The organism is Vreelandella arctica, from assembly GCF_037070215.1.
GTDB classification, from domain to species: Bacteria; Pseudomonadota; Gammaproteobacteria; order Pseudomonadales; family Halomonadaceae; genus Vreelandella; species Vreelandella arctica.
Window position 1 is genome coordinate 1 of record NZ_JBANSN010000004.1, and the last position, 26,466, is coordinate 26,466.

Below are 26,466 nucleotides of genomic sequence, written 5' to 3' on the forward strand. Positions count from 1 at the left end.
AGGGGTTATATTCCACAGCGACCAGGGCAGTCATTATACGAGCCGTAAGTTTCGTCAGACACTCTGGAAATGCCAGGTAAAACAAAGTCTAAGCCGACGTGGTAATTGCTGGGATAATGCGCCAATGGAGCGTTTCTTCAGGAGCTTAAAGGTTGAATGGGTGCCAACGTATGGCTATCGCTCATTCTTGCAGGGGCAGCATCATATCGTGAACTATTTAATCGGGTATTACAGCCAGCTTAGGCCTCACCAGCATAACGGTGGTATGAGTCCGAACCAGGCAGAGGAAAAGTACTGGGTTAACTATAAAGCGGTGGCCAGTTTTACTTGACCACTACACTGCCCGCGCCTGCTGCCGGATAAGCGTTCGGTAAAAGTGTTTCAGCGGATGGCAGAAAGGGCGCAGATAGAGCATCGATACTCGTTCCTGGAACCCCATTTAGATGAAGATAATTTGGACGTAGAAGGCTTCTATAAAAATGAAGCATTTCCTGACACTCAGGGGCGCATGCAGTTTTATGAACGCTTTGCTTTCATCTTGGCGAAGCGCGCACTGGATCAACTTGATCTCTCTGACACCACCCATTTGGTGACCACTACTTGCACTGGCTTTTATGCGCCGGGGTTGGATCATCAATTGATTCATCATTATGGGTTACCAGCGAATATCGAACGCACTAATGTCGGCTTCATGGGCTGTTATGCTGCGATTAATGCGCTTAAGTTAGCTCGACACATTGTGCGCTCGGAGCCAGACGCAAAAGTGTTGGTACTCAACCTTGAACTCTGCACTCTGCATCTTAAACCCACGGGCACGCTCGAAGAGATTTTGTCGTTCGCCATTTTTTCCGATGGTTGTGCTGCAAGCATCGTGACGGCGGAGCCAGCTGGTCTCGAAATACAGCGTTTCAACGCGGATGTACTACCGGAAACGGAAGCATTAATTACCTGGCGTATTGGCAATCAAGGCTTCGATATGCAGTTGTCAGGGAAAGTACCTGGCATTATTGCCAGCCACTTACCGCTGATGATGACTAAGCTGCTGGATGGTTATCAACGCAGTGATATCGCGCACTGGGCAATTCACCCCGGTGGGCGCACGGTATTAGATGCTGTAAAAGCAGGGGCGGAGCTTGAGGAGCATCACTTGACGGAATCGCGTGAGGTGCTTAGAAAGTTTGGCAACATGTCGTCGGCCACTATCATGTTTGTGCTTCAGGCAATGATGAACAACCCTAAGAAGCCGGGCCCAGGCCTCGCCATGGCCTTTGGTCCTGGACTAACGGTCGAAAGCATACTTTTTGACCTTAAGGGATAAGGCAGTCATGCCGGATTTCAGTCAGCGCAGCGATGAGAAGGAGCTTATGGATGAAGAAGATATCTCCTTCGAAGAATTCCACGATTGCCTCATCGGCCTAGAGCGTATCAATCATTTAACGTTAGCGTATCGTCCGACCTTGCAATGGCTTCGTCCTTGGGTCGAAAGCAGTGAACGCCTCATGGTACTGGATGTAGCCAGCGGCGGTGGGGACATGTTGCGACAGATCGCCAAGGAGTGGCCTGAGCGAACAGCGGCCGCAAACGGCTGCCGTATGGTCGGTGTTGATCTAAACCACTGGGCTAAAAAATCTGCCGAATCATGGCCGTCATCTACAGCAATCCGTTATCAAACCGCGGATGTGTTTGAGTTCGAGCCAGACCAGTCCATTGATCTGATTATATCGTCGTTATTTACGCACCATCTTACCGATAACCAGATTATTGAATTTATGCGCTGGATGAACCATCGTGCGCGCAAAGGCTGGTTTATCAATGATCTACATCGGCATCCTGTTCCCTATTATTTTATTAAGTCAGCGACTGCCCTGTTTAGCCGCAACCGTTTGATTCGTCATGACGCCGCCGTCTCGGTCGCGCGTGCCTTTACCGTGGCTGACTGGCAACGCCTGATTAGCCAAGCGGGGCTCGATCAACATGTGCGTGTAAAGTGGTTTTTTCCGTTTCGTATCTGTGTTTCCTGCCATAAAGATGCTCACTGCTAATGAATGAAGAAGGAGTCATTATAGGCGGCGGCCCAGCGGGTGCAGCGGTGGCTATTGAGCTATCCAGGCACGGTATTCCGGCACGCGTATTGGAACGTAAACCGGGCCCGCACCACAAAGTGTGCGGCGAGTTCATTAGCTTTGAAGCCGCTCACTACCTTGAAAAATTAGGGATAGGTTTAGCGGCATTAGGGGCCGAACCCATTCGCTACGCTCGGTTTTACAACGGCGAGAGTGAGCTTCGCTTCGAATTGCCTTTTACCGCGTGGAGTTTATCCCGATACCGATTGGATAACGCACTGCTTGAGCAGGCCAAAACTGCGGGAGCAGCCGTTGAACGTGGCACAGCAGTCAGACATTTAACGCGGACTGACGATGGGTGGAGGCTACTTACCAGAAACAGACTTAGCGCCCGCGCAGCAATTTCAGCAAAAACGGTGTTTCTCGCCACTGGCAAGCATGAACTGCGCGATTGGAAGCGCCGGGGGCGCGCCACTCGCCACCCTGATTTCATTGGTTTTAAAATGCACTTTAGTCTCAGCGCAATGCAGCAGAACCCATGGCAGGAAACGGTTGAGGTTCATTTATTTGAGGGGGGGTACGCCGGTTTTGAGCCGATAGAGAAGGGTGGTGTTAATCTTAGTTTTTTAGTCAGGCAGGATATCTACAAGGCGTGTGGCAGCCATTGGCCTGGTTTGCTTGAATGGTTGAGTAATACGTCATCCCACATGAAGCAGCGCCTCGCCAGTTTAACACCGTGCTGGCGTGAGCCCTTGGCAGTTTCTGGTGTTCCTTATGGTTATCTCCGCTCTCCCGGTGACTCGCAGCCTGGCCTGTTCCCGCTGGGGGATCAAACAACGGTTATCCCGTCGTTCGCAGGTGATGGCATTGCGATTGCCCTGCATACGGCATCCCTTGCAGCCCGCGTGCACGCCTCGGGTGGCGATTCCTATATGTATCAACGCTTGGCCTACAACGATCTAAGGCGACCAGTCCGTAATGCGGAGCTACTGGCGAGCGTGCTCTCTTATCGCTTAGGCCGAAAGGCAGCTTTCCTATGTGCACGGCTATGGCCAACAGTGTTGAGAGAAACGATACTTCAAACGCGGGTTGGCCTATCTCACCGCAGTCGATAGCTGCCTGCTTGTAAAATCGGCATTGAAGCGATTTGCTAAGGCGATTAGCTTACCAAATCTATGCAGGTCAGTGATCATCACTCAGGTTGTGGAATTCACGATTTTTTCTTATTAATTACTACGCATTAGACTACATTTATGCGAGGTTAGCGGCCTATCATTAAGCAAGCCCCATCATAAGTGTATGGAGCATTCACTAAAGTGGAATGCATAAATCGTAAAATATTTGCGGCAACCTGGCTAAGTACGACCGAGACCCCTTCGGTCGCCGTTGCTGCGTTTGAGAGGTTTCATGCTTTTAAAGCTTCTTTTGTGGGCCAGCCGAGTGCTGGTTCTTTTGATGGTGGTGGTATGCCTTCTACCTTTGTTACCCAGTGGTGAGTGGTGGGTCAGGCTGTGGGATTTCCCTCGTTTGCAGTTAACCGCCGCGTTGGTGTTTCCGCTTCTTCTGTTAGCTATCCATGCGTGGCTCAAGCGTCCACAAAAAGAGCATGCCGCCTGGGTAGCCGTTATCCTGGTCATTGCTGGGTGGCACCTTTACCACATCTTGCCCTTTACCCCCGTTTGGCCCACCGAGGTTCCGTCGGCGGAGATGCGGTCCAATGATGATCGGACAACATTAAAAGTGCTGACCGCGAATATTACCTTCAAAAACGATCACTATGCCGAATTGATAGATATGGTGCGGCTTGAGGATCCAGATCTCTTGCTGTTGATTGAAGTTGATAGCGCGTGGGAAGAAGGGTTGGCACCGCTGGACGACTATTACGATTATCGGGTGGGAGAGGTGCGTGACGAAGGTCAGGGGCTAGTGCTTTGGTCGCGTTATCCGCTTCTGGAAGAGCAGGTTGAACACTTGGTCTCAGAGCGCAGGCCTTCGGTTTTCGCCACCCTTGATGTACCAGGCATAGGGCCCGTGCGGTTTGTTGGCGCTCATCCTGTTCCTCCCGGCCTTGAAGAAGATATCGAGAGCGAGGATGCCGAGGCAAGACGGGACAGCCGTGAACGCGATGCGGAACTTATGCTGATAGCCGAGCATGTGCAAGAAGACCCGGATAATCGCTGGATCGTAACCGGTGATTTTAACGATATGGGCTGGTCGCATACCACGCGGCTGTTTGCCGATTTGAGCGATCTAAAAGACCCACGTCGTGGCCGACGATTGCTGAGTACTTACCATTCGGCGTACCCGTTTTGGCGCTACCCAATCGACCATCTGTTTGTTTCTGATGGGCTTCACCTTGTTGAGCTTGAACGGGTCAAAGTGATTGGCTCCGACCACTTCGGGATCGTTACGACGCTTGCTGTTGGGCGCAAAGACCAGGAAAAGCCCGAAGCGTCAGAGGAAGAAGAGGAGGAAGCACAAGAAATGGTCGAAGAGGGTGAAGAAGACGCCGCCGAGCATGATGCGGGTGCTTCAGAGTAGGGCAGCTTATGATTGAGCTAAGTGCTTTATCTGGCATTGCGTTAATCAGAGGCTTCCTAGCCCGGATTTCTCATAGCACCTCAGCCAGTACCGCACCCAAGACGTAATGCCACTAAAATCTATTGGCACGGCTTAAATTGCCTACTTTTTAACCACTTTCCGCCGTTCAGACACACTTCCCCCTTTCCCCCATTGCGTCGGGCCGGGGGCGCCCGAGCATTCAGTTCGGCACCAACTGCCTGACGAGATCGGATAATTCCGCTTTATAGGGGTAGCTGTCACTCATCAACACCCGGATTCGGCGCGTATTGCGGATGATGACCGCGCCCACTTTGATGAGTTTGAGCCTTAGGTTGCTTGGGCACATGCGCTGAAAGGGGGCTTCTTCAGGTAAGTGCGTAAGCGCTCGAACAGCGTATAGGCAAAGCCCGACAAGATGAGCCGCCACTGATTGGCCCACCAGTGCGTACTGGAGGTCCGGTCAGCAAACAGGCTCAGTTGTTGACCCTTGATTCGGTTTTCCATGTCGCCCCAAGCACAGTACTGCTCGTAGAAAAGCTTGAAGCCGTCGTCGTAACGGGAGCTGATGATAAACCGGGGGTTGGAGCGCTGCTCGCTTTCTTCTATACGAGCGACCACCCAGCGTGGGTATTTCCAAGAGTGTGCTTGATACGGGAAGCGGAACGTCTCTGCCACTTTCCCTCCCACCTGCCATTGGGTCTTGCGCACCAGCATCATGGGCACGTCCACTTCCTTGAGCAGCCGTCTGTTCTTACCGATACCCACGATATAGTCAACGTGATGCCGATCGCACCAGCTCAGCATCCGGGGGCGACAAAAGTGACTATCACCTCGTAACACAATGCGCGTATCGGGCCAGTACTGGTGAATAAACCGCACCAGTAACGCCAGGATGGCCCAGCTGTGATGGCTGTCGCTGTAGTCACTGGTACGCAGATAGCTCACTAGCAGATGGCGGCCACAGAAAACATACAGAGGGAAGTAGCAGTGGTGATCGTAATAGCGGTTAAAGAACTTGCCGGGTTACTCGCCGTGCACGGGAATATCGTTGTCATTAAAGTCCAGCACGATCTCCTTGGGTGGTTGGTCATGCTGCTCAATGAAGTGATGCCACAGTAACTCATGGGCCTTCACCATCGCTTGCCGGTCTACCTTCTGCTCGCTCCGACACAGTGTAGACTTACCCGCCAAGACTTCATCTTCACCTAACGCTGTCTGAAGCGCCTGATCATAGCGTAGGGCCTCATGGTCGTTAAAATCTTCGTAGCCCGCGGCGACACAGAACACCCGCTGACGAACCAGAGTGTCGATCTTATGACGAACCTGTTCCGGTGCGCGGGGATCATGAAGCACGGAGGCCAAGCGATGCGTCAGGCGATGTTGCTTATCGACTTCCCGTAGCAGGAGCAATCCAGCATCGGAGGTGATGTGGCCGCCGGAAAAATCGGCTTCAATTTGACGGCGGGAGAGTGGCGAGAAGGTCAGTTTTTCAGGTACCATTTTGTAAGCGGCTGTTGGTGTTGGTTTTTGGTGTAAGGCCTTGAAACGTTATCACTTTCAGCCGCGTTCTTTTATACCCCATGATAAATCCGGGTTAAGGGACTTCTACCACAGAGGTAGTAGCCCCATAGTCTCGGGAGTGATTTATCTAGCCGTTTTGCGCTTGATATGGTCGATGACCAAGCCATGCTCATGTTGAGGGCTGAACATCACGATATCTGTATCTTCTTCCGCCCGAACGCTGTGCCCTGGGGGCCAATAAAACATGTCACCCTCTCGGGAAGTTTCCTCAGTGTTATCGGAATACAAAGCGGTAATGGCACCTTTTACCACGTAACCCCAGTGTGGACTTTGACAACTATTCCCTTCTAGGCCATGTAACAACTCGGTGATATCAGTACCGTTGCCAAATGAGAAATACTCAGCGCCCATTTTTCCAAACCCTGTTACATCACCAAAATCCTTTTGCTGTCGGGCGACTGCACCGGGTAAATCTATCTGGACTGGAATGTCTTCTTTCGCAATATGCATAGCGCACCCTCCTTTCCAGGGTACAAATCCAATTTGCCCATAAGAAGTGTAGTTGAGCGGAGGGTAATAGCCATGCTGGTGAGTCACACTGGTTACAGAATACCTGCTTAATGCAGTGCAGCTAATCGCCTGCCGATCCGCCTGCTACTTCATCCGGCACAGTGTGGACTTGCCTGCCAGGGAGTCGTCCTGGCCAACTGCCGTTTGCAGCGCTTGATCAAAGCGAGGGGCGTCATGATCGTTCAGGTCCTCGTATCCAGCGGCCACGCCAAACACCCGTTGACGAACCATGGTGTCTAGCCGGTGGTGTACCTGTTCTGGGTCCCGGTGATCGTGAAGTAATGAGGCGAGTCGGCGAGTCAGGCGATGTGCTAATTATAATAAGAAAAGATGTTGAACTCTAAAATTTGTTAACCGTTTTACTCCATCACCACGTTCCTATGTGTACTAGGCTGGGTGTTATGCCCAGTTTAAAGGAGAGGCTGTATGGATAAGGAGGTCATTGATGCTATCCGCGCCAAAGAGCAGCTACCGGAATCGATGACGGATAGCGAGATTGCCCAAGAGTACAAAGGAACCTACACGGCGGCAAGGGCGGCTATCAGCTTGGACCATAAACCGCTGGATCAAGTATTGGCTGACACGATGGCAAAGATTTTTCCTTTTATGCGGAAGAAGTAATAACCGGAACTTACACGCTTTCGTATCGCCATTGCTATCATTTTGCCAAAAGTAGGGGAGATGGTGGCGATGATTGCTATGACGCTCTTATTTTCGCCCATGGAGGGGCTCTATGCCTAATAACCCACTTAATAGCAAAATGATGCCTTTGACATCGATTAAGAGTGGTGACCTCTTTGAAGTGCGACCTGATGTTGCTGGGCTGACGGTGAAGATCGTCAATGTTTGCTTTGTCGGACACCCCGGTAGCAGCGATTGGGTATTGATTGATGCTGGCATGCCCAACAGCAAAGAATTAATAGCCGAAGTAGCAGTATCTCGTTTTGGAGAAAATGCTCGACCTAAGGCTATTTTACTGACCCACGGCCACTTCGATCATGTTGGGTCGGCTATAGAGCTGGCCGAACATTGGGATGTGCCGGTTTACGCTCACCCCTTAGAGATGCCCTATCTCACTGGGGAAAAACACTATCCCTATCCTGATACCCAGGTGGAAGGCGGACTTCTTGCCAAGCTGTCAGGTCTTTTTCCTAATACGCCGATAGACCTGCGACCCCGCATTCACTCCTTGCCCGACGACGGCAGCGTACCCGGTATGCCCGATTGGCGCTGGATAGCAACCCCAGGCCACACCCAAGGACATGTTTCGTTTTTCCGCGATAGCGACCGCGCCATGATCGTCGGTGACGCTTTTGTAACCGTTCGCCAAGATGAGCTATATCAAGTACTGACTCAACATCAAGAACTTAGCGGGCCGCCCCGCTATTTCACACCTGACTGGGACGCCGCGCGCGACTCCGTACAACATCTAGCAGAGCTTAAGCCCCGTGTGGTCTTGACCGGTCATGGGCGGCCCATGGAGGGTGAGGCTTTGGGGCGTGATTTAGCGGCGCTAGCCCGGGATTTTGACCACATTGCTCGGCCTTTGCACGGCAAGAGTGTTCAATAGCGTTAGTAATTGAAGTGACAGTCACATGGAGGTAGCACATGGCACTCACGGCATTCGCAATTAACTGTACCCTTACACCTTCACCCGCCGAGTCCTCTTGCGAGCGGCTTATAGCGGAGACGCTAACAGAGCTTGAGCGACACGGTGTCACCGGCGAGCAGATCCGCGCAGTCGATTTTAACATCAAACCTGGCGTCACTTCTGATGAGGGAGAGGGGGATGATTGGCCTCAACTTCGTCAGCGAATCCTAGACGCCGATATATTCATCTTGGGTAGCCCAGTTTGGTTAGGGCATCACTCCAGTGTTTGCCAGCGCGTTCTAGAGCGGCTTGATGCTTTCCTGGGTGAGACAGATGGCCAGGGGCGGCTCGTCTCATACGGTTGTGTCGCGGGCGTCGTGGCAGTGGGTAATGAAGATGGCGCGCATCATATTATCGCTGAACTGTTCCAGGGCTTGAACGATGTCGGTTTCACAATTCCAGCGAATGCTTCTACCTACTGGGTAGGCGAAGCAATGCAGTCAACCGATTTCAAAGATTTGAAGCAGACGCCAGAGGTCGTTCAAACCGCAACGGCGGGACTTGCCCGTAACTGTGTTCACCTCGCAACGCTACTGAAGCAAGCTCCATATCCTAATCAAGATAGCTGACACCTGTGTGCGTTAGGCGGAGCGAAGGGGGATTGCTCTAGTGGGACTCGCTGAGCAAACCTCCCATTTGTTGTTCTGAAAGCCGTGTATTGGCCATGTAGTAGACGATATCGCCATCTTTTAGTGGACGGTCTGTGGCAGGGTTGAGCATGTTGTCTTCGCTATCGTCCTGGCCGCTAGCGAGCCCTAAAACAGTGGCGTTGCAGATTCTTTTCGCCTGAATAAAAAGGTCGCCAAAAGTGGCCCCAGCAGGTGGATTACTTATCATCGTTTGATACTGCGTAGCACCGCGATCGACGGCAAGTAGCTCATTAACCACTCGCGAAATACCGGCATCTGAAGCAGAGCGTACCAGCATTTCAAGTGCTAGCGCCTGGGTGCATTCGATACCGGGTAAGGTACGACGTAGCATCGCCGCGGTGTCAGGATTTGCGCAGTGGGCGACAATATGGGCACCTTTCCCTTTTAGGCTGTAGGCACTCAGTGCAACTGTGGCCACCCGGTCATCGCTTGTGTCATAAATAATGATACGGCTGGCGTTCTCAACCCCCGCCCGCTTGAGAAGATCAGCATTGGAAAAACTCTCACCTTTAATAAATTTAAGATCGGCTGGGCGTGGATTGCTCATCTCTTTGGTAACGCAAAGCACTATTTCGTCAGGTAGGCTTTTGTCGGCTTTGAGAATATCCAAAATACGTTCTGTGGTTTCGCCGTGCCAGCCGATAACGAGAGTATGGCCGGTTAGGTGGCTAAAATCGCCTTTTCCTTGCATCTGCAGTCTCCAAAAAAACTGAAAGTGTGACAGTGGCTTTACCAATCAACGCTGCAAACAGCGAAATGCCGCCGGGAATGAGATAGAGCGTGGTGATCCATTTGCCAGCCACTGTTTCGGGGCTGAAATCACCGAAACCGACGGTGCTGGCAACCACCACATAAAAATAAACCCAATCGGTAATGGAGTCGGCCATTGTTTCGCCGACCATGGAAAAAAACGCCCAGGTAGTGCCCATGTGTGCGAGGACTACTAGCAGAAGAAATGTCCATGAGATTTGAAGAGTTGATGCTTTGAGGACGCGAAGCAGTCGCTGGATTACAGGCATTTGGGTCTCTTAGCGTAATAAGTGCGCATGTTCTTTGTTTGGTGGCGCGGAAGTCGAGAATTGAGCGTTTAAGCGTATAGGGAATAAACAAAAAGGGCCGCTAGTAGCGACCCTTTGTTATTTATAAGCTGTAGCTGCTCATAAATAGTAGTGATTAGGCGAAGCGCTTGGCAATCCAGGAAAAAGCGCTCTCGGTAAGTGATTTTTTACCGTGGTGCTCGCGGTACTGACTCCAGACCATACCGCCTGATACTACCGCAAGGCTCATCAACATACTGGCAAGAATAAGTTCATTCATGGCTTACTTTCCTCATCTGAGGTTTTGTCCCGCTCCACATAACCATAGCCGAATGATCCGACAAAGATCAAGAGTATACCCAATCCCACGCCCATCCAAACATTGTCGGTATTTAAGATGGGATTGGTGACTACCCAGCCCGCCGTGAAACAGGTGGCCACTACGATCACGCCCACGTTGCGAGTCGCTTCCAGGAACTGCTGCCGGGTTGCTCGGGCGCCTATTCTTCTGCGTACTGCTGAGGCCCTGCGTTCCTGTAAGCTTTTGTTGAGCCTAGCACGAAGAGCCTCTTGCGGGTCTTTACCATCATGAGGTTCTTTCAAGCGATCACCTATTACTTATTTAGCAAAGTTCATCAAACAAAAACGACCCAGCAACATCGGGTCACGGTTATCGATCAGCGTCAATGGAACATCACGCTAAACCTAGCGGTCATAAAGGTTATGTTCATTTACCAGGATAAGCATATGGATCGTGTATTTGCGTGGGACCATCATCACAATCGAGTCGTTTATCGAATACCTGGCCATCATTTTGACGATGGCAGAGAAGACAGTGATCTTTCTCCGGTGTGGTTGCCTGCAGAAGTCTCGGATTTGCCAGAAGGCGTGGCCGTTGATGACCTGCGTACCGTCTCGGTTAAGGACTAACGGGTACGAATAATCAGTTAGATCCAATAAGCGGATGGAGGCCAGAGCGGCCTCCACCGCTATTGTTAGACATTTTTCTAGCGAATCTCAAGTATCTTCATATTGCTCATTGAGCTGGCGCACTTCTCGATCAGCCTCAGGCTTCGTTGCGCAGCGGTGTCTAACGAACTCGCCATCTCTATCGCTCGCCTCACGCGTATCAACCACCCACCATTCGGGCTGTGAATCAATCTCGGCACCTTCCTTGACAGCTCTGTAGACGATAAACGTCGCCATAATCCTCTCCTTGGTTTGTTATTTGCGCAATTTGAGTCACCTTCACTGTAGACCATCTTTGTGAAAGGCGGGGCTAGGGAGGGCGACATCTGCCGCTTAAAGCGATTGTGTTTAGCCAACAATCGGCTACTATGCGATTAACGTTAACTCTTTGGAAAAACCGCCATGTTAAAAGGTCTGATCGTCTGTTTTGCGGTGTTATTTGCGCAATTGGCGGTGCTGCATGTGATTGATGCTCGTCTCTACAACTCCCCGCAGGATGTTCGTCAAACGGCGATTACCGCAGTGACGCCGCATAAAGACGAAAAAGATGACAAAGAAGAAGGGCAAAGCTGAAAGAGAGCATGTATCCCCAGGCGGTCGACGATAAGCGAGCTGCTATTAATCGCCTCTACCAAGATCGAGAGCGTATGCGTACCCTAACGCTGGGTGGTTTGGAACAATCAAGAGAACAGGGCGCCGCCGACCAACGTTTGGCCAGAGATTAGAATTTTTTTCATAGTAGCGTGTCCAATTGAGAGTTCAGGAAGCCTAGACAATGCTTGCTAAGCTGATTCAACGTTGAATAACCATTGGCGAAGAAGATAGTGTGAAATAGACAAAGGCTTGCGTCTGGAACTCGGTAACGGCATGCTTGTCAGTTGTTGGAAATACCATTAGGGAGCATGAACACATGGCTTACAACGATTCACGTATGGCACGTCCCCAGTCGGGCGGCGTTGCTAATAGTGTTAGTACTAACAAGGTGTTGCGAAACACCTACGCGCTACTGGCAATGACACTGCTGTTTTCGGCAGTAACCGCAGGTGCCGCAGTTGCACTTGGTATTCAACAGATGAACATCTTTGTGTTCTTCATTGGTGCCTACGGCCTGATGTTCCTTGTCCACAAAACCGCTAACTCTGCAGCGGGTTTGCTGGCAACGTTTGCCTTCACCGGCTTCATGGGCTTTACGCTAGGGCCGATCCTTTCTGCCTACTTGACCCTGCCTAACGGCGGTGCGCTGATTATGAACGCGTTGGCCATGACCGGTCTGACGTTTGTGGGTCTATCAGCGGTAGCACTAACCACCAAGAAAGACTTTAGCTTCTTGAGCAACTTCTTGATGGCAGGCGCCATCGTGTTGATTCTTGCCATGATTGCTGGGTTCTTCTTTAATATTCCTGCGCTTTCACTGATGGTATCGGCTGGTTTTGTGCTGTTTGCTTCAGCTGCCATCCTGTATCAAACCAGCGAGATCATTCACCGTGCTGGCGAAACCAACTATATTCTCGCCACCGTGACGCTCTACGTTTCGATCTACAACTTGTTTGTGAGCCTGCTTTCAATTCTGGGTATCATGAGCAACGATTGATCTCTGGGAGCTCTACTAGATGATATGACAGGCCCTATTTTTAGGGTCTGTCTTTTTTTTAGGGTCACCGTCACTAGGTATTAACAACTAGGTATTAAAATGATGCAGTACGGCTTATTGGTAATGGGCGCACCGTACAGCAGCCCGGCCCCTCACTCTGCATTGCGTTTTGCCCATGCCGTGCTGGCGCGCGGGCATCAACTCGCAGGTGTTTTTTTCTATCACGACGGCGTTCATAATGCCTCTTCTCTGATGGCGCCACCGCAGGACGAACTCAATATGCACGACGCCTGGGCTGAGCTGCACCAGCAACATGCGGTCCCCCTGGACGTCTGTATCGCCGCTGCCCTGCGGCGCGGGTTGATGAATGAGTCGGAAGCGCAGCGTCATGGAAAGCAGGCGTATAATCTCTCACCTCCCTTTGAGTTGACCGGTCTTGGCCAGCTGCTTGAGTTGCAGCAACGTGCCGATCACCTCATTACTTTTGCTTAAAAGGAGACCCCATGGCGACGCCCAACGCGCTGTTAGTGATTATTCGACACGCTCCGCACAACTCAAGCTGGTTGCGTGAAGGGTTAGATGCTGCCTTGGTGGCTGCGGCGTTTGGCCAGCCCGTACATCTACTGTTCATGGGACAGGGGATACTGGCTTTGCTGAAAGATCAGAGCAGTGGGGCTGCCGGGCAAAAAGCGACGCTGCCCACTATCGACATGTTGGAAATGTACGATATTGAGAGGCTATGGGTAATGGAAGAGGCGCTGAAAAGCATGCATTTAACCACGGATGCCCTAGTAGAAGGAGTGACCCTCCTAGCGGAACAGCAAGTGCCTGGGTTATTGCAGCAGCACAGCAACATTTTTAATTTTTAGTGGGGCTACTATGATTCTACACATCCTCACCAAAGCGCCTGATAGCAGTGCAGCTGCTCAAATGCAGCAGGCGGTAGGGGCGCAGGATAGCGTGCTGTTGATTGAAGAGGCGGTCACTGCTGTGCTTGCCCCTGCCTGGGAGGCTTGGGAGCAGTGCCCTTCGCGAATCTTCCTGTTATTGGAGGACTTGAGGTCACGTGGTCTTGCCAGTATTGCGGCCGAGCACCAACTGCCTACCCTGGAGATGGACGGCTTTGTAGTCCTTACGGAGCAATACACAAAGACAGTTACTTGGTATTAACTCATGTCAGATCCAAAAATATACCGTTATCTTGATTCAGAAAAAAGATGGAAGCTGGATCCGGAAGGTTACCTAGTTGATCAATCAAAATGGAACGATACCGTCGCTAACCTGATGGCAGAAGAGGAAGGCTTGCCGCTTACGCCTGCTCACTGGGAAATCATTGAAGTCGTTCGGGCGTTCTACCAACGCTACGAAATGGCGCCGGCCATGCGGCCACTCGTCAAGGCAACGAAAAATGCGTTGGGAGAGGAGAAGGGGCGTTCGATTTATCTTATGCAGCTCTTTCCTGGCAGCCCGGCAAAAAGGATTGCCCGCCTAGCCGGGCTGCCCAAGCCTACCAATTGCCTATAACGCACTATTTGCGTTTCCTACGCCACGTCGCCACGGGTACAAACTGACAGCACCACTGCGTCGTCTTGGCTGGTGGAAACGAGCGCATGCCCCATGTCGCTATCAAAGTAGATGCTGTCACCTTCTGCCAGTACCAATGGGGCGTAGAATTCGGTGTAGAGCATGATGTCGCCATGCAGCACCATCAAGAACTCTTCGCCATCATGGCGCACCCACTGGTGATACTCGTCGAAGCTGCGTGCCCGCACAATGGTTTTGAAAGGAATCATACGTTTCTGGGCTAGTTGATGCCCCAGCAGCTCGTGCTCGTAAGTCGGCGTAGGGTGTAGCTGGCCTTTTCCTTTCCGGGTCAAATCGCGCCGCCCCATGGTGTAACGCTCCCGTTTAGGTGGCGTCAGCAGTTGGGGTAGGTCGATGTTGAGACCGGTGGTCAGCTTCTGTACCACGCTGAACGTAGGAGAGACTTGATCATTCTCGATTTTAGAGAGCGTCGAGCGGGCAAGCCCCGTGCGCTGGCTGACATCTTCCAGAGTCCATTGATTGGCAAGACGGATTTGCTTGAGCCGTTCGCCCAGGCGCAGCGGCTCAACAAACGGTTTGCTTCCCGATGCGATACGCAGCGCGGCATGCTGTTCAGAAGTAGCGGTCATAAATTGTCAAATTGGCTGCGTTGGCTTGGGCTAGAAGTAGCTATAAAACGCCCATGATATCACAGCCTTCAGGCCGCCAAGAGTGGTTGCCAATCAGATGCCAGCACTAGGGAACCTCTGCATAGGGCAGACCCAGCAGCGCTTTGAGATGCGCCTCGACACCACTGGCCAGCGACTTAGGGCTATAGCCGCCCTCAAGTACCGAGACAATTCTGTTGTCGGCATAGAGTGTCGCGATCTCCATTGCCAGGTGCGTTACCCAATAGAAGTCTTCATCCTCCAGACAGAGATCCCCCATTGGGTCATCCCGGTGGGCATCGAACCCAGCGGAAATCATGACGAGATCGGGCTTGAAGGCGTGCAAGGCAGGCAGCCAATGGTTTTCCACTACGCGACGGAACTCGCGTCCGTCGCTACCCACTTCCAGTGGGGTATTGACGACGTTTTGCCACTCGCTGCGCAAATAGCGCCAGGGGTAAAATGGGTATTGGAAACTGGTGCAGATCAGCACCTCAGGGTCATTTTTGAAGATATCGATGGTACCGTTGCACTGGTGTACATCAAAATCGAGGATCGCAATACGTTTGGCGCCATACTTGGCCTTGGCATGAGCCGCGCCCACGGCAATATTGTTGTAAAAACAGAACCCCATGGCATCGCTGGCTTCGGCATGGTGGCCGGGCGGCCTTACGGCACAAAATACGTTATCCGCCTGACGTTTAAATACCTGGTCAACACCACGAATGACCGCCCCCGCAGCCACGCGCGCGGCTTTCAGGCTGTTTGGATTCATCATGGTGTCGCTATCTAGCGTAACAATGCCCTCGCTGGGCAAGCACTTTTCCAGGGCGCGCAAATGACGCAAGGGGTGTACCCTAGCCAGGGCTTCTTCGCAGGCTTCTTTGGCATCTGCCTGCATGGTCTGCTGTAATAGACCAGCAAGCGATAGGCGAGCGCGAATAGCCTCCAGACGCTGAGGGCTTTCGGGATGCTCCGGCCCCATATGGTGCAATGAGCAGTCTGGGTGGGTAAGGTAGGCGGTAATCATTCAAACGCTCCATTATTATTGATGCCACCTTAATCGCCTCCATGCCCTACGCGACAGTGTCAATAAGTCGTACAGCCGCTATTTAGTCAGGGGAGACTCGTTCGTGAGCACGCGCTTTTTACACCATTTCTTTGAACCTCATACACTAGCGGTGTTTGGCGCCTCTGAAAAGTCCTCATCGCTGGGCGGTTTAGTGCTGAGAAATATTCAAGAGGGCGGCTTCAAGGGGGCGCTCTGGGCGGTCAATCTCAAGGGGTACCCGCAGGTATTCGGCGCCCCCTGCGTGAGCCGGGTGAGTGAACTGCCTGAGGTACCTGATCTGGCTGTGGTCTGCACGCCTATCGAGGGCGTGCCTGACCTGATCAAAAAGCTTGGTCAGCACGGCGTCAAGGCTGCCCTGGTGCTCTCCGGAGGCGCCTATCTGGATCGCGACAAGGGCAACAAGGGCTCGATTCGCGAACGCATGCTGAGTGCGGCACGCGTTTCCGGTATTCGTGTGCTGGGCCCAGAGTGCATGGGGCTGATTGTCCCGGGTAAAAAACTCAACGCCTCGTATGCCAGTCAGCCGGTGAAGGCAGGTAAGGTCGCCTACCTTGGCCAGTCCGGTATGCTTGCCAATGCGATGATAGATTGGGCCGCGGGGCGGGATGTCGGCTTTTCACATCTGATTACAGTTGGCGACAGCGTTGATGTGCTGCTGCCGGATTTAATCGATTACGTTAACCAGTTTTCTCCCGCGCAAGCCATATTGTTGCATCTGGAGCGCATCAGTGACGCTCAGCACTTTATGACCGCCGTACGTGACGCCTCACGCAACCGTTTGGTGCTGGCCATCAAAAGCGGCCGTACACCAGAGTCGGATATTTCCGGCATGGCACCGACGCCTGGTATCGCCAACCGCGACGTGGTGTTTGATGCCGCTTTTGCCCGTGCGGGCGTTGTGCGGGTTGATGACTCCGACGAACTGCTCGACGCGCTGGAAACCCTCTCGCGAATGAAGCCGCTGAAGGGCGACCGCCTAGCGATTGTCTCGAATGGTTTGGGTCCTGCCATGCTGGCCATCGATAAATTGATCAGTGCCGGCGGCAAATTGGCTGAATTTAGCGCCGAAACCCAGGCTGCGCTACACCGTAGCGAAGTCGATATGAGTAAACCAGGCGAGAATCCGGTGGACCTGGGCGGTAACGCCTCACCCGAGAGGTTTGTCCAGGCACTGGAGATTGTCGCGTCCGACGCCAACGTAGACGCCGTGTTAGTGGTTCATGCCCCCACCCGCATGGCCCCTTCGCTGGTGACGGCCCAGGCCTTAATCGATAACCGCAAGAAGTTTCGCCGTAACCTGCTGACTAGTTGGATGGGCCTAAAAGAGGCACTCAACGCCAGACACGCCTGTAATCTGTCCGGAATTCCGACCTATATTTCGCCTGAAAAAGCGGTCAAGGCGTTTATGCATATGGTGATTTACCAACGCGTTCAGGCGCTGTTGCAGGAGATCCCTCCCAGCTTGCCGTTTTCAACCAGTCCGGAAATTCGTGCCCAATGCCGCACGTTGATCAAAGGGGCAAAAGAGCAGGGTAGGCAGACGCTAACCCACTCGGAAACCGCCCAGGTGCTTGAGGCGTATGGCATTCCAACCGCGCCGAGCGTCTATCTGGCCAACCCGGACGAAGCGCTTGCCCGCGCAACAGAAATCCCCGGCACCAAAGCGCTGAAGGTTGTTCATGAAGGCAATTGCCGCCCTTACCGCTACCGTAAACACCCGCATAAAATTTCGGCAGGCCTGCTGCAGGATTTGGAAACACCCGAACAGGTAGCTGAAGGCGTGCGGCGGCTGGGCGACAAGGTAGCTGAGAAATTCCCCGAATACGCGATCCGTGAATACTGTTTGCAGCCTATGCAGCGTGGCAAACACTCGATGCAAATTTGCGCAGGTATTACTCGCGACCCTGTGTTTGGGCCGCTGATCGTCTTTGGTATCGGCGGCTACAAGGTCAACGTATTGGCTGACCGCCAAGTAGCGCTGCCACCGCTTAATATGAGCCTGGCAGCCGATGTGGTGGGCCGAACCCATGCCGCTTCGCTAATCCGAGAACACTCCGCGGACCCTGATCGCGATGTACAGCACCTATGCCAAATGCTGGTGAAACTATCGCAGATGGCCTCGGATTTGGGCGATTTGCGTGGGCTGGAAGTGAACCCATTGCTGCTTAATCGCGATGGCATGGTCGCTGTGGATTTCGCCATGGATCTTGGTACGCCGTCGCGTTTTGCGATCATGCCGTATCCGGAAGAGCTGCGTGAATGGGTAACACTCAAAAATGGCTGGAAGGTAGAAGTAAGACCAATTCGCGCCGAAGATGCCCACCTGATTACCACCTTCCACCGCCAGTTGTCGGAAGAGAGTATTCGCTTTCGCTACTTCCACAATAAGTCCAATCTTACTCAGCGCGATCTGTCGATCTTGTCGCATATCAATTATGACCGCCAGATGGCGTTTATCGCCGAACACTTGAGCGAAGATGGCAGCAAAGAAATGCTAGGGGTAGTGCGGGTATGGAACGACCCGGACAATATCCGTACCGAATTTTCGATCATCATTCGAGATGACCTGCAGGGGCTGGGCATTGGCAGCCTGCTGATGAAAAAGATGATTGCTTACTGCACCAACATCGGCACACTGGAAATGATTGGCAAAATCATGGTCGACAACCACCCGATGCGGGCCTTGATGAAACACCTGGGATTCAAGAGCCGTTACAACATGGAAGAGCAGGTTATAGATGCCGTGCTGCGTCTCAACGAACCCGAAAGCGAGTGGCAGCGGCACCGCCTGGAAAGCTTGCCGGACTAAGCGCCGGGCTAACAACTTAAAAGGCCTGCGTTTTTATCGTCAGGCCTTAGGCGTATCGTTACGTTATGGCGCCAACCGGAAGCGGCCCCACTCGCCACCATCGCGGCGTTCAAAGCGCAGCCGATCGTGCAGGCGGCTAGGCTGGCCCTGCCAAAACTCGATCATTTCAGGTTCGACGCGATAGCCACCCCAATGGACAGGGCGAGGGATGTCCTGACCATCATAGGCTTGCTCGAAACGGTTTTGACGCTCTTCGATCCAGTTGCGATCGGGAATCACAACGCTCTGAGTCGCAATCCACGCCCCCAGCTGGCTGCCACGTGGGCGGCTGGCAAAATACTCGTCAGACTCTTCGGCAGATACTGGCTCAACAGGACCTTCGATACGCACCTGCCGAGACAGCGAAGGCCACCAAAAAGTCATGGCTGCGAAGGGTACATTGCTCAACTCGCTACCTTTATGGCTATGGTAATTGGTAAAAAAGACCATGCCACGCTCATCAAACCCCTTTAGCAGTACTATCCGGGCATGGGGCCTGCCTTGACTGTCAACGGTGGCAAGCGTCATGGCGTTACCATCCTTGCCCTCTTTCTCCAGCGCAAGAGTGAACCACTCATCGAATAACACGAATGGATCGTCAGGTGCCTGGGATTCATCAAGCCTGCCGCCTTCATAATCACGCCTGATATCGGCTATATTACGTGTCATCGAATGCTTCTCCCTTGAATTTATTCCATGTTCGCTGGTCTGCCTTTAAAGCTCAAGTGATCGCCATCAATGAATGTTTAACGCACCTATTCACGACGGTCACTTCTCCGGTAGAGACAAACTTGGTTGCGACTAACTGTCCCGCATTCTATGAGAAAGTTAGAATTAATGCGAAGCTGTCTCACCCATACGGGCTCACCACCGGTTAGCTCATCACTGCTGATAGAGGAAAGGGCTATGCGTGGCAAGGTAGCAATTGAAGTATGGGATAGTTGGATGCGCCTGTTTCACTGGGGATTGGTGCTGGCAGTGTTGATCTCATTTTATACCACCAAGACCAGCGGTGCGCCTTTTCTCTTTCCCATGGAGGTACACGCTCAAGCAGGTTATCTGATACTTGGGTTACTTGTCTTTCGCTGGTTATGGGGCATGCTGGGTAGTGTCTATGCGAGATTCAAGACATTTTTGTATCCACCGGCTAAAACAATGGCCTATTCAAAGGCACTCATCCAGCGACAGCCGAGTGCTTATGCCAGCCATAACCCGTTAGGCGGCTGGATGGTGATGATCATGCTGCTCTCGCTCACTTTTCAAGCAGTCAGCGGTCTGTTTTTGAGCGACGACATTTTTTTTCAGGCGCCACTCTATGGCTTGTTTGGGGAAGGGGCTAGCAGCCAGTTGCGAACCTTGCATCAGTGGAATAGCGATCTCTTGATCATCTTGATTGGGCTGCACTTGGTCGGGCTGGTGATGCATCGTCTGCTTGGAGAGCCGCTGTTAGCGGCGATGCTGGGAGGTACCAAGCGCTTTCACCAGCAGCCGATCGATGCTCACAATGAGCCGTTAACTGCCTCCATGCTGCGTTTACGAGCGCTGGGTGCTCTGCTAATAGCTGCTGGCGTCGTCGTATGGCTTTGGTTTTAACGGCTATTTATTGACGTAGCTGCCGGCTACGGAAGCGCGCATAGCCCATGCACCCCGCAAATAGAGCCAGCGAAACGGCCGCTTCTAGAAGCCCGCGCATACTTTGCCCAGGCAACGTTGCCAACATTATCCCCTGAGTAAAATAGAGCAGACTGACAAATGCAAGCCACGCATGACCACGGGCTCGCTGGCCAATGATGGAAGGCAGGAACAGTACCAGGGGCAGGACAAAGGCTAACACCGGGCGCCAGTTAAACTCGTCGCCTTGTACTAGAAAGCCTCGGTAAATAACCAGCACCAATAAAATAGCAAAGCTGGCCAACACCAGTTGGCGGGTTCGCTGTGTGAGCTTATCAATCCCATGACGGGCTTCTACGTCTTCTAACCACTGTCTCATAATGCCTCCTGACGCATAGCGTGCAGGGCAAGGGCGAGCCGCGCTAACCGTTTGCCCTGGGCCACGCATAGCGCGCGCTCGTGCTCATCCAACGAGCGATCACTGCGAGTACCGGCCAAGTGACTGGCACCGTAGGGTGTGCCGCCGGTGTGGGTTTCCAGCAGCGTGGTTTCACTGTACGGCACGCCCGCATAGACCATGCCATGATGTAGGAGTGGTACCAGCATGGTCAGCAGTGTGCTTTCTTGGCCACCGTGCAGGCTCGATGTCGAGGTGAAAGCGCAGGCGGGTTTATCAATCAGGGCACCGTTCATCCATAGGCTGCTGGTGGAGTCGATGAAATATTTAAGTGGCGCGGCCATATTGCCAAACCGGGTAGGGCTGCCTAACGCCAACGCGCTGCAGTTGCGCAGGTCATCCAGGTCAGCATAAACAGCCCCTTCAGCAGGAATTTCGGGTTCAACGGCTTCACAGGTAGTGGACACCGGCGCCACCGTGCGCAGCCGTGCCTGAATGCCGGGCACACTCTCTACACCCGCGGCAATTTGCTGCGCCATGGTGGCCGTTGCCCCTGAGCGGGAGTAGTAGAGCACCAAAACGTACGGAGTCATTTCACTCATCATTATTCCTGGCTAGGATCATGGAAGCTGTCACGCGAATAGCACATAACATGGTTGCCTATGGTACCAGAGCTATTGGTAAGTCCGCGTCTGGTACAAACGTATTTTCTAGCGTCGGTAAACGTAGATAAACCCAGGCGCGTCTGCCATCGCTGAGGGTGATTTCCATTCGCTCATAACGAATACCCAGTCGTTCATAGCGGTCAAGGCGGGCCAGTTCTTCGGCATCCACATGGAGCAGCAGGCCTTCTACATCACTCCCAGGCTGGGGGGAAAGGTCCAGCCCATCGCGCTGGTACTCTTCCAGAGTGGCCTTTTCAGGGTCGCCAAAACTGCCCATAACCACAAAGCGAATGGGCGCGTAGCGCAGCGTGCCGTAAACGAAGACCTGATGAGGGCGCTGTTCGATGTCGGCCAGATCCTCCGGACGGTCGTAAAACCACGGGCTCAGCATAGTTAACCATAACCATCCCGCTAGACTGAGCAAACCCACGCCAGCGATAACAAAAAGGCGTTTAAGCCACACCATTTTAGCCAAACCAAAGCGCCTCGGATTGATGATGAAAAAGTGGCTGCATAGCTTGGCGTGCCAACGTGGTGAAAACAAGCTCTATAATTTAAGCCCCATGTTTTGAGCTCTATGCTTCACATCCTGAGTAATCGACTTATTTTATCTGCTTAAGCAAAGTGGTCAGATTTGCTAGGCTATCTCTGTAACATAGATGGTCTTTTGATCCTGCCGGAGGAGCCTGCAATGAATCAGCCACTTCGTGATGATATGGATTTTCGTGATTTAATCGACGATGTTAAGCCACTACCACCAAGCAATCGTGCAGACCCTGGCGCTAATCGCAAAAGGCCTTCTGAGGCGCAGCTGGCTCGCCGTGAATGGGCGGAAGAGGAGATGGGGGCGCGCAACTTTCTATCCGATGATTTTGTCGATTTGATTCCTCCGTTCGACCCGATGGAGTATCGCCGCGAGGGAATTCAACAGGGTGTTGTCGATAAATTAAGGCACGGCGGCTATAGCGTGCAGTCGCAGCTACATATGCTACGCCGCCCCTTGAGTGAGTGCCGCCGCCTGCTGTTTCCATTTATTCAGGAAGCGTACGCGCACGATTTACGCTCGGTACTGATCGTTCACGGCCGTGGGCGTGAAATTGACAGCCCCGCCAATGTGCTGCGTTCGTACCTAGCCAAGTGGCTCAGTCAGTTTGAGGAGGTGCAGGCGTACGTATCGGCACAGCCTTCAGAAGGGGGACTAGGCGCTACCTGGGTGATGCTGCGTAAAAGCGCTCGCGCTAAAGCTAATAACCGCGAGCGCCAGCAGAAAAGGAAAGGATAGATACAAAAGTGCTCCTCATTGAGGAGCACTTAATGCTGGGTTGATTATCAAGCGTAAGACAACGCCTTGTCGGGCGCTTTTTGACGCAAGCGAAATAGTGGTTCGGGCTGATCAGTGGCGGGCTGGTAAGCACGGCTGAAGATATGCAAGTTGCGTAGGGCATCTGCAACCCACTGATCTTTTCTAAGCGAGAGACCGTCGAATCCGCAGCGCGTCATAAAGAACAGCTGATCCACTAGCACATCACCAATAGCACGCACTTCACCCTGGTAGGCATAGCGTTCGCGTAATAGGCGCGCCACACTATACCCACGACCATCTGTAAACTTAGGGAAATCGACTGCAATCAACGGCGCGTCTGAAAGGCGTTCAGCTAATTCGGGTGTCAGTTCGGTATCTGCCGGCAGCCAGGGCGCTGTGATCTTGCTATCGAATGCGCTTTCGAGCCATGTTGATAGCGGCACAATAACAGGTTCGTCAAGTGCGACTTCGGTTGCCTCAGGATCGAGTACCAGCGTCCAGCAGTCCTGGGCCTCTTGACCACGAAACAGATAAGGGCGCGAGCGTTCGGCCGACTCGCTCTCAACAGACAGGTTATCTTCAGAAGAAGGCTGATTAAGCATAAACGCGCTCCTTGAAAGGCTTCAGGCCAATACGGCGGTAAGTATCCAGGAAAGTTTCACCGTTTTGACGCTCACCTACGTAAACATTTAACAGCTTATCAATCACATCAGGCACGTTTTCGCGGCTGAATGATGGGCCAAGAATCTTGCCCAGGCCAGCATTATTGCCCTGGTCACCGCCAAGGGAAATCTGGTACCACTCTTCGCCTTTCTTATCGACGCCCAATATGCCGATATGGCCTACGTGGTGATGCCCACAGGCATTCATGCAGCCTGAAATATTAAGGTCCAAAGGCCCCAGGTCGTAAAGAAAATCCAGGTCTTCAAAGCGCTCCTGAATCGACTGAGCAACAGGAATCGACTTAGCGTTGGCAAGCGCGCAGTAGTCACCGCCAGGGCAGCAGATAAGATCTGCTAGTGTACCGACGGTCGGGTTTGCCAAACCCAGTGCGTCCAAATCGTGCCATAGCGCTTCCAGCTGGTCGGCGGGTACGTCGCCAAGCACCAGGTTTTGCTCATGTGTTACGCGAATCTCGCCGAAACTGTACGTGTCTGCCAGATCCGCTATCTGGTGCATATGCTCCCAGGTAACGTCGCCTGGCGAATGACCACTGCGCTTCAATGATAGCGTAACCGCTTTGTAGCCTTTGACTTTATGGCCCTGCACGTTGTTCGTCATAAAACGAGCAAAAGCGCGGTTTTCCTGACGCAGTGTATCAATGCGCGCAATGGCTTCATCACTCACCGGGCGGCGGTCAGGGTCGATAAAGTAGCCGGCAACCCGCTCGATGCTTTCATCTGTCAAGGTTTGCGGGCCATCTTTAAGGTGCGCCCACTCTTCTTCCACACGGCGGCTAAATTCTTCTGCGCCGAGTGCTTTAACCAGAATCTTGATCCGTGCCTTAAACTTGTTGTCCCGGCGGCCAAACTGGTTATAAACGCGAACCAGTGCCTCCAAGTAGGTTAGCAAGTGCTGCCAGGGCAAGTCCTCACAAACGACTTCACCAACCATGGGAGTACGGCCCAAGCCGCCGCCCGCCAGGACTTTCACGCGTACTTCACCGGCATCATCACGCCATAGACGCAATCCCACATCGTGAACCTGAATGGCAGCACGATCCTGCTCGGCACCGGTTACTGCGATTTTAAATTTCCGGGGCAGGTAAGCAAACTCAGGATGAAACGTCGACCACTGACGTATAAGCTCGCACCAGGGGCGTGGGTCGACTTCTTCGTCTGCCGCGATACCGGCAAACTGGTCTGTCGTGGTATTACGAATGTCATTACCACTTGTCTGGATTGCGTGCATTTGAACGGTGGCCAGCTCGGCTAGCATATCCGGCACGGTTTCCAGCTTGGGCCAGTTCAGCTGCAGGTTGGTGCGTGTCGTAAAGTGGCCGTATCCGCGGTCGAAATCACGCGCTAGATCGCCCAGCTTACGCAGCTGATAGGACGCCAGCATGCCGTAGGGGATAGCGATCCGTAGCATGGGAGCGTAGCGCTGAACATACAACCCGTTCTGCACCCGCAGAGGGAGAAATTCTTCGTCGCTAAGTCGGCCGGCAAGATAGCGATCCATTTGATCGCGGAACTGAGCAACGCGCTCATCAACCAGGGTTTGGTCGTGAATATCATAACGGTACATGTGGCACGATCCTGCTAAAAAGCGAAATGGTCACGTTGAGACGGACGTTAATGTAGCGTCACCTTAACGCGGGCGTCATATTCTACAAAAGAATATATAATTATCTTTTTATCACTAAAAGCTATTTAGAGAATGGTAAAGCAAAGGCGGCCCCATAAAAAGCCAGGTTTGAAGCACGGTTTTTAAACAACAGGGTTAAACAGGTAGCATCAGCCAGCGGCGACGCTGCCATACCCATAAGAATCCTAACGAGTTTATCAAGCGGTAAAGTAGCTGTATCAGCCAGATACCCAATATGCCATACCCCAGGCCAACCCCGATCCACCAAGCCAGGGGAAGAAAAAACAGCCACTGCATTCCCAGCGTCAGCAGCATGACGGTGCGCTGAGCCCCTGCGCCCATCAAAGCCTGGGCAAGCACTAAGGCAGCGGCATCAAGCACAATCATTACACCGGTTAACTGTAGCGGCAGTGTACCCAAGGCAACTAGTTCGTCACTATTGAAAAAAAGGCTCAATACCTGCGCGGGCATGATGAGCATGGGAAGTGCCAACGCCAGCAACAGCAGCCAAGCAACACGCAGTGCATCCAACCCCCAGCGGTGAGCTTCGTGCTGAGCGTCTCGGCCGAGCGCTTCGCCGACTAGGCTCATGGCGGCAACGCCTACCCCCACTCCTGGTAAAATCAACAGCAGCGATAAATTAATCAGTACATGGCCAACCGCGATACTGGCCGTGCCTAGTTGGCTTAATAGCCAAAATAGTACCGCGTAGCCCGCTGCAAACAAAACCTGCTGCGTTGAGTGGGGTACGGCAAGCGTCAAAGTAGTACGCAGGGTGGCCAAGCATGGCAAATGTGTCAAAAATGGCTGAGTAGAAGCGCGTTTTATACTTACCCAGCACCACACTATCAAGCCCACGAACAGCGACACTGTGGTACCTGCGCCTGCGCCACTCGGGCCCATGCTAGGCAAACCCGCCAAGCCGTAGATCAACCCCGCACTGACCGCCACATTGAGCAGGTGAGCCGCCACAATGATAAGCAAGTAGAGGTGTGTCTGTTGGCGTCCGTTCCAGTAGCCACGAAAACAGAGCGTCAGCGCGATGGCGGTCAGTGATACGACCCGCCAGCGGAAATAGCTGATAGCAACGTTTTGCACATCCTCGGCCTGAGTAATCAAGCCAATCAGTAGCGGCGCTTGCCACCATGCCCAGAGTGAAAGCGGTAGGGCAACCGAAAACCCGATCATCAGGCCCGACTGTAGTGGGTGGAAGAGCTCTGGTTGGGTCGCGCCCACCCGTTGAGCGGTTTGTGATTGGACACTTGAAGAGAGGCCAAACACCACCGCACTCAGCATAAACATGACATAACCGCCCACCCCCACACCAGCAAGCGCCACTTCACCCAAATGGCCTACCAGGGCAGCATCGATCAAGTTGAGTATGCTTTGCGACAGCATGCCCAACATGATCGGGAAGGCAAGGCGGATCACCTTGCCATGACGGTTTGCCAACAGCA

At 52.8% G+C, this 26,466-nt stretch carries 34 protein-coding genes and 2 pseudogenes; 19 read left to right on the plus strand and 17 right to left on the minus strand.

Annotated features, from left to right (window positions below; translation table 11 throughout):
• From V8L70_RS04435 to V8L70_RS04455, 5 genes are all read left to right on the plus strand, one after another.
• Nucleotides 1–331 (plus strand): integrase core domain-containing protein (locus V8L70_RS04435; protein WP_336268973.1); only part of this gene is annotated, 331 nt, incomplete at its 5' end.
• Nucleotides 332–388: 57 nt separating this feature from the next.
• Nucleotides 389–1,318: a type III polyketide synthase gene (locus V8L70_RS04440; protein WP_336268974.1), complete on the plus strand. Its 930-nt coding sequence runs from the start codon at nt 389–391 to the stop codon at nt 1,316–1,318.
• A 7-nt stretch (nt 1,319–1,325) separates the two neighbouring features.
• Complete coding sequence (locus V8L70_RS04445) at nt 1,326–2,042, plus strand: methyltransferase domain-containing protein (protein WP_176302164.1); 717 nt, start codon at nt 1,326–1,328, stop codon at nt 2,040–2,042.
• Nucleotides 2,042–3,178 (plus strand): NAD(P)/FAD-dependent oxidoreductase, encoded by a 1,137-nt coding sequence (locus tag V8L70_RS04450; protein ID WP_336268975.1) that lies wholly within the window; start codon nt 2,042–2,044, stop codon nt 3,176–3,178. The genes V8L70_RS04445 and V8L70_RS04450 overlap by 1 nt, the downstream gene beginning before the upstream one ends.
• Before the next feature lie 292 nt (nt 3,179–3,470).
• Entirely contained in the window at nt 3,471–4,604 is a 1,134-nt protein-coding gene (locus V8L70_RS04455; protein ID WP_336268976.1) for an endonuclease/exonuclease/phosphatase family protein, read from the plus strand.
• A 220-nt stretch (nt 4,605–4,824) separates the two neighbouring features.
• Here V8L70_RS04455 and V8L70_RS04460 read toward each other — a convergent pair.
• From V8L70_RS04460 to V8L70_RS04470, 3 genes and pseudogenes are all read right to left on the minus strand, one after another.
• Nucleotides 4,825–6,125, minus strand: a pseudogene (locus tag V8L70_RS04460) (IS1380 family transposase).
• A gap of 144 nt (nt 6,126–6,269) precedes the next feature.
• Nucleotides 6,270–6,656 (minus strand): cupin domain-containing protein, encoded by a 387-nt coding sequence (locus V8L70_RS04465; RefSeq protein ID WP_176302161.1) that lies wholly within the window; start codon nt 6,654–6,656, stop codon nt 6,270–6,272.
• Nucleotides 6,657–6,803: 147 nt separating this feature from the next.
• Nucleotides 6,804–7,025 (minus strand): annotated as a pseudogene (locus V8L70_RS04470) (transposase); the annotation flags it as partial.
• A 117-nt stretch (nt 7,026–7,142) separates the two neighbouring features.
• Here V8L70_RS04470 and V8L70_RS04475 point away from each other — a divergent pair.
• From V8L70_RS04475 to V8L70_RS04485, 3 genes are all read left to right on the plus strand, one after another.
• Complete coding sequence (locus V8L70_RS04475; RefSeq protein ID WP_176302160.1) at nt 7,143–7,337, plus strand: hypothetical protein; 195 nt, start codon at nt 7,143–7,145, stop codon at nt 7,335–7,337.
• A gap of 112 nt (nt 7,338–7,449) precedes the next feature.
• Nucleotides 7,450–8,286, plus strand: a complete 837-nt coding sequence (locus V8L70_RS04480; RefSeq protein ID WP_336268977.1) for an MBL fold metallo-hydrolase — start codon at nt 7,450–7,452, stop codon at nt 8,284–8,286.
• A gap of 38 nt (nt 8,287–8,324) precedes the next feature.
• Nucleotides 8,325–8,936, plus strand: coding sequence for a flavodoxin family protein (locus V8L70_RS04485; protein WP_176302158.1), 612 nt, complete (start codon nt 8,325–8,327; stop codon nt 8,934–8,936).
• Nucleotides 8,937–8,973: 37 nt separating this feature from the next.
• Here the strand turns inward: V8L70_RS04485 and V8L70_RS04490 are convergent, their stop codons facing one another.
• The 4 genes from V8L70_RS04490 to V8L70_RS04505 form a co-directional block, all read right to left on the minus strand.
• Complete coding sequence (locus V8L70_RS04490) at nt 8,974–9,708, minus strand: NAD-binding protein (RefSeq protein WP_336268978.1); 735 nt, start codon at nt 9,706–9,708, stop codon at nt 8,974–8,976.
• Nucleotides 9,686–10,036, minus strand: coding sequence for a potassium channel family protein (locus tag V8L70_RS04495; protein WP_336268979.1), 351 nt, complete (start codon nt 10,034–10,036; stop codon nt 9,686–9,688). The genes V8L70_RS04490 and V8L70_RS04495 overlap by 23 nt, the downstream gene beginning before the upstream one ends.
• A 154-nt stretch (nt 10,037–10,190) precedes the next feature.
• The gene (locus V8L70_RS04500) at nt 10,191–10,334 is read right to left on the minus strand and encodes a hypothetical protein (protein WP_158414210.1); all 144 of its coding nucleotides are present in this window, start codon (nt 10,332–10,334) and stop codon (nt 10,191–10,193) included.
• Nucleotides 10,331–10,657 carry a hypothetical protein gene (locus V8L70_RS04505; RefSeq protein WP_176302156.1) on the minus strand — a complete coding sequence of 109 codons (327 nt, stop codon included), beginning with the start codon at nt 10,655–10,657 and terminating at the stop codon, nt 10,331–10,333. Before V8L70_RS04505 ends, V8L70_RS04500 begins: the two co-directional genes overlap by 4 nt.
• 144 nt (nt 10,658–10,801) lie before the next feature.
• Here V8L70_RS04505 and V8L70_RS04510 point away from each other — a divergent pair, with 144 nt between their 5' ends.
• Entirely contained in the window at nt 10,802–10,984 is a 183-nt protein-coding gene (locus V8L70_RS04510) for a hypothetical protein (protein WP_176302155.1), read from the plus strand.
• An 87-nt stretch (nt 10,985–11,071) separates the two neighbouring features.
• Here V8L70_RS04510 and V8L70_RS04515 read toward each other — a convergent pair whose 3' ends face one another.
• The gene (locus tag V8L70_RS04515) at nt 11,072–11,260 is read right to left on the minus strand and encodes a hypothetical protein (protein ID WP_336268980.1); all 189 of its coding nucleotides are present in this window, start codon (nt 11,258–11,260) and stop codon (nt 11,072–11,074) included.
• A 165-nt stretch (nt 11,261–11,425) separates the two neighbouring features.
• On the opposite strand from V8L70_RS04515, the gene V8L70_RS04520 reads away from it, so the two are divergent.
• The 7 genes from V8L70_RS04520 (at nt 11,426) to V8L70_RS04550 (ending at nt 14,138) form a co-directional block, all read left to right on the plus strand.
• Entirely contained in the window at nt 11,426–11,596 is a 171-nt protein-coding gene (locus tag V8L70_RS04520; protein WP_336268981.1) for a hypothetical protein, read from the plus strand.
• 8 nt (nt 11,597–11,604) lie between these two features.
• Nucleotides 11,605–11,748, plus strand: a complete 144-nt coding sequence (locus V8L70_RS04525) for a hypothetical protein (protein WP_336268982.1) — start codon at nt 11,605–11,607, stop codon at nt 11,746–11,748.
• 185 nt (nt 11,749–11,933) lie between these two features.
• Nucleotides 11,934–12,614: a Bax inhibitor-1/YccA family protein gene (locus V8L70_RS04530; RefSeq protein WP_008957931.1), complete on the plus strand. Its 681-nt coding sequence runs from the start codon at nt 11,934–11,936 to the stop codon at nt 12,612–12,614.
• A gap of 102 nt (nt 12,615–12,716) precedes the next feature.
• Entirely contained in the window at nt 12,717–13,106 is a 390-nt protein-coding gene (tusD, locus tag V8L70_RS04535; RefSeq protein ID WP_101145551.1) for a sulfurtransferase complex subunit TusD, read from the plus strand.
• Nucleotides 13,107–13,117: 11 nt separating this feature from the next.
• Entirely contained in the window at nt 13,118–13,483 is a 366-nt protein-coding gene (gene tusC / locus V8L70_RS04540) for a sulfurtransferase complex subunit TusC (protein WP_336268983.1), read from the plus strand.
• Between the two features lie 10 nt (nt 13,484–13,493).
• Nucleotides 13,494–13,784, plus strand: coding sequence for a sulfurtransferase complex subunit TusB (gene tusB / locus V8L70_RS04545; RefSeq protein WP_101145541.1), 291 nt, complete (start codon nt 13,494–13,496; stop codon nt 13,782–13,784).
• A 3-nt stretch (nt 13,785–13,787) separates the two neighbouring features.
• A complete protein-coding gene (locus tag V8L70_RS04550) occupies nt 13,788–14,138 on the plus strand; it encodes a TusE/DsrC/DsvC family sulfur relay protein (RefSeq protein WP_101145540.1) in 351 nt (116 codons plus the stop codon).
• A 17-nt stretch (nt 14,139–14,155) separates the two neighbouring features.
• Here the strand turns inward: V8L70_RS04550 and V8L70_RS04555 are convergent, their stop codons facing one another.
• A complete protein-coding gene (locus tag V8L70_RS04555) occupies nt 14,156–14,788 on the minus strand; it encodes a helix-turn-helix domain-containing protein (protein ID WP_008957936.1) in 633 nt (210 codons plus the stop codon).
• Nucleotides 14,789–14,894: 106 nt separating this feature from the next.
• Nucleotides 14,895–15,836, minus strand: a complete 942-nt coding sequence (locus V8L70_RS04560; RefSeq protein ID WP_336268984.1) for a histone deacetylase family protein — start codon at nt 15,834–15,836, stop codon at nt 14,895–14,897.
• A gap of 103 nt (nt 15,837–15,939) precedes the next feature.
• Between V8L70_RS04560 and V8L70_RS04565 the strand changes: the two genes are divergently transcribed.
• Complete coding sequence (locus V8L70_RS04565; protein WP_336268985.1) at nt 15,940–18,687, plus strand: bifunctional acetate--CoA ligase family protein/GNAT family N-acetyltransferase; 2,748 nt, start codon at nt 15,940–15,942, stop codon at nt 18,685–18,687.
• Between the two features lie 63 nt (nt 18,688–18,750).
• On the opposite strand, the gene pdxH is transcribed toward V8L70_RS04565, so the two are convergent.
• Nucleotides 18,751–19,395, minus strand: a complete 645-nt coding sequence (pdxH, locus tag V8L70_RS04570) for a pyridoxamine 5'-phosphate oxidase (protein WP_336268986.1) — start codon at nt 19,393–19,395, stop codon at nt 18,751–18,753.
• Nucleotides 19,396–19,632: 237 nt separating this feature from the next.
• On the opposite strand from pdxH, the gene V8L70_RS04575 reads away from it, so the two are divergent.
• Nucleotides 19,633–20,319: a cytochrome b/b6 domain-containing protein gene (locus V8L70_RS04575; RefSeq protein ID WP_336268987.1), complete on the plus strand. Its 687-nt coding sequence runs from the start codon at nt 19,633–19,635 to the stop codon at nt 20,317–20,319.
• Nucleotides 20,320–20,326: 7 nt separating this feature from the next.
• On the opposite strand, the gene V8L70_RS04580 is transcribed toward V8L70_RS04575, so the two are convergent.
• The 3 genes from V8L70_RS04580 to V8L70_RS04590 are packed head-to-tail and all read right to left on the minus strand — an operon-like array spanning nt 20,327 to nt 21,865.
• Nucleotides 20,327–20,716, minus strand: coding sequence for a DUF2069 domain-containing protein (locus V8L70_RS04580; protein WP_101145536.1), 390 nt, complete (start codon nt 20,714–20,716; stop codon nt 20,327–20,329).
• Complete coding sequence (gene wrbA / locus V8L70_RS04585; protein ID WP_101145535.1) at nt 20,713–21,336, minus strand: NAD(P)H:quinone oxidoreductase; 624 nt, start codon at nt 21,334–21,336, stop codon at nt 20,713–20,715. The genes V8L70_RS04580 and wrbA overlap by 4 nt, the downstream gene beginning before the upstream one ends.
• Nucleotides 21,337–21,394: 58 nt before the next feature.
• Nucleotides 21,395–21,865: a gamma-glutamylcyclotransferase family protein gene (locus tag V8L70_RS04590; RefSeq protein ID WP_101145550.1), complete on the minus strand. Its 471-nt coding sequence runs from the start codon at nt 21,863–21,865 to the stop codon at nt 21,395–21,397.
• A gap of 225 nt (nt 21,866–22,090) precedes the next feature.
• On the opposite strand from V8L70_RS04590, the gene smrA reads away from it, so the two are divergent.
• Entirely contained in the window at nt 22,091–22,681 is a 591-nt protein-coding gene (gene smrA, locus V8L70_RS04595) for a DNA endonuclease SmrA (RefSeq protein ID WP_101145534.1), read from the plus strand.
• Between the two features lie 47 nt (nt 22,682–22,728).
• Here the strand turns inward: smrA and V8L70_RS04600 are convergent, their stop codons facing one another.
• The 3 genes from V8L70_RS04600 to V8L70_RS04610 all read right to left on the minus strand — a co-directional run bounded on the left by V8L70_RS04600 (nt 22,729) and on the right by V8L70_RS04610 (nt 26,416).
• Nucleotides 22,729–23,304, minus strand: a complete 576-nt coding sequence (locus V8L70_RS04600; protein ID WP_101145533.1) for a DUF934 domain-containing protein — start codon at nt 23,302–23,304, stop codon at nt 22,729–22,731.
• Entirely contained in the window at nt 23,297–24,949 is a 1,653-nt protein-coding gene (locus V8L70_RS04605; protein WP_101145532.1) for a nitrite/sulfite reductase, read from the minus strand. The genes V8L70_RS04600 and V8L70_RS04605 overlap by 8 nt, the downstream gene beginning before the upstream one ends.
• A gap of 195 nt (nt 24,950–25,144) precedes the next feature.
• A complete protein-coding gene (locus V8L70_RS04610; protein WP_101145549.1) occupies nt 25,145–26,416 on the minus strand; it encodes an MATE family efflux transporter in 1,272 nt (423 codons plus the stop codon).
• Nucleotides 26,417–26,466: the final 50 nt, after the last annotated feature.

Coding starts and splice junctions, on each gene's coding strand:
- V8L70_RS04500 (WP_158414210.1), bottom strand. CDS start 10,334: ATGAATGAACTTATTCTTGCCAGTATGTTGATGAGCCTTGCGGTAGTA.
- V8L70_RS04520 (WP_336268981.1), top strand. CDS start 11,426: ATGTTAAAAGGTCTGATCGTCTGTTTTGCGGTGTTATTTGCGCAATTG.
- V8L70_RS04530 (WP_008957931.1), top strand. CDS start 11,934: ATGGCTTACAACGATTCACGTATGGCACGTCCCCAGTCGGGCGGCGTT.
- V8L70_RS04610 (WP_101145549.1), bottom strand. CDS start 26,416: ATGTTGGGCATGCTGTCGCAAAGCATACTCAACTTGATCGATGCTGCC.
- V8L70_RS04490 (WP_336268978.1), bottom strand. CDS start 9,708: ATGCAAGGAAAAGGCGATTTTAGCCACCTAACCGGCCATACTCTCGTT.
- V8L70_RS04455 (WP_336268976.1), top strand. CDS start 3,471: ATGCTTTTAAAGCTTCTTTTGTGGGCCAGCCGAGTGCTGGTTCTTTTG.
- V8L70_RS04525 (WP_336268982.1), top strand. CDS start 11,605: ATGTATCCCCAGGCGGTCGACGATAAGCGAGCTGCTATTAATCGCCTC.
- V8L70_RS04605 (WP_101145532.1), bottom strand. CDS start 24,949: ATGTACCGTTATGATATTCACGACCAAACCCTGGTTGATGAGCGCGTT.
- tusC (WP_336268983.1), top strand. CDS start 13,118: ATGGCGACGCCCAACGCGCTGTTAGTGATTATTCGACACGCTCCGCAC.
- V8L70_RS04495 (WP_336268979.1), bottom strand. CDS start 10,036: ATGCCTGTAATCCAGCGACTGCTTCGCGTCCTCAAAGCATCAACTCTT.
- V8L70_RS04440 (WP_336268974.1), top strand. CDS start 389: ATGGCAGAAAGGGCGCAGATAGAGCATCGATACTCGTTCCTGGAACCC.
- V8L70_RS04475 (WP_176302160.1), top strand. CDS start 7,143: ATGGATAAGGAGGTCATTGATGCTATCCGCGCCAAAGAGCAGCTACCG.
- V8L70_RS04450 (WP_336268975.1), top strand. CDS start 2,042: ATGAATGAAGAAGGAGTCATTATAGGCGGCGGCCCAGCGGGTGCAGCG.
- V8L70_RS04600 (WP_101145533.1), bottom strand. CDS start 23,304: ATGCTTAATCAGCCTTCTTCTGAAGATAACCTGTCTGTTGAGAGCGAG.
- V8L70_RS04555 (WP_008957936.1), bottom strand. CDS start 14,788: ATGACCGCTACTTCTGAACAGCATGCCGCGCTGCGTATCGCATCGGGA.
- tusB (WP_101145541.1), top strand. CDS start 13,494: ATGATTCTACACATCCTCACCAAAGCGCCTGATAGCAGTGCAGCTGCT.
- V8L70_RS04560 (WP_336268984.1), bottom strand. CDS start 15,836: ATGATTACCGCCTACCTTACCCACCCAGACTGCTCATTGCACCATATG.
- smrA (WP_101145534.1), top strand. CDS start 22,091: ATGAATCAGCCACTTCGTGATGATATGGATTTTCGTGATTTAATCGAC.
- V8L70_RS04480 (WP_336268977.1), top strand. CDS start 7,450: ATGCCTAATAACCCACTTAATAGCAAAATGATGCCTTTGACATCGATT.
- V8L70_RS04575 (WP_336268987.1), top strand. CDS start 19,633: ATGCGTGGCAAGGTAGCAATTGAAGTATGGGATAGTTGGATGCGCCTG.
- wrbA (WP_101145535.1), bottom strand. CDS start 21,336: ATGAGTGAAATGACTCCGTACGTTTTGGTGCTCTACTACTCCCGCTCA.
- V8L70_RS04465 (WP_176302161.1), bottom strand. CDS start 6,656: ATGCATATTGCGAAAGAAGACATTCCAGTCCAGATAGATTTACCCGGT.
- V8L70_RS04590 (WP_101145550.1), bottom strand. CDS start 21,865: ATGGTGTGGCTTAAACGCCTTTTTGTTATCGCTGGCGTGGGTTTGCTC.
- V8L70_RS04580 (WP_101145536.1), bottom strand. CDS start 20,716: ATGAGACAGTGGTTAGAAGACGTAGAAGCCCGTCATGGGATTGATAAG.
- pdxH (WP_336268986.1), bottom strand. CDS start 19,395: ATGACACGTAATATAGCCGATATCAGGCGTGATTATGAAGGCGGCAGG.
- V8L70_RS04510 (WP_176302155.1), top strand. CDS start 10,802: ATGGATCGTGTATTTGCGTGGGACCATCATCACAATCGAGTCGTTTAT.
- V8L70_RS04550 (WP_101145540.1), top strand. CDS start 13,788: ATGTCAGATCCAAAAATATACCGTTATCTTGATTCAGAAAAAAGATGG.
- V8L70_RS04515 (WP_336268980.1), bottom strand. CDS start 11,260: ATGGCGACGTTTATCGTCTACAGAGCTGTCAAGGAAGGTGCCGAGATT.
- tusD (WP_101145551.1), top strand. CDS start 12,717: ATGCAGTACGGCTTATTGGTAATGGGCGCACCGTACAGCAGCCCGGCC.
- V8L70_RS04445 (WP_176302164.1), top strand. CDS start 1,326: ATGCCGGATTTCAGTCAGCGCAGCGATGAGAAGGAGCTTATGGATGAA.
- V8L70_RS04485 (WP_176302158.1), top strand. CDS start 8,325: ATGGCACTCACGGCATTCGCAATTAACTGTACCCTTACACCTTCACCC.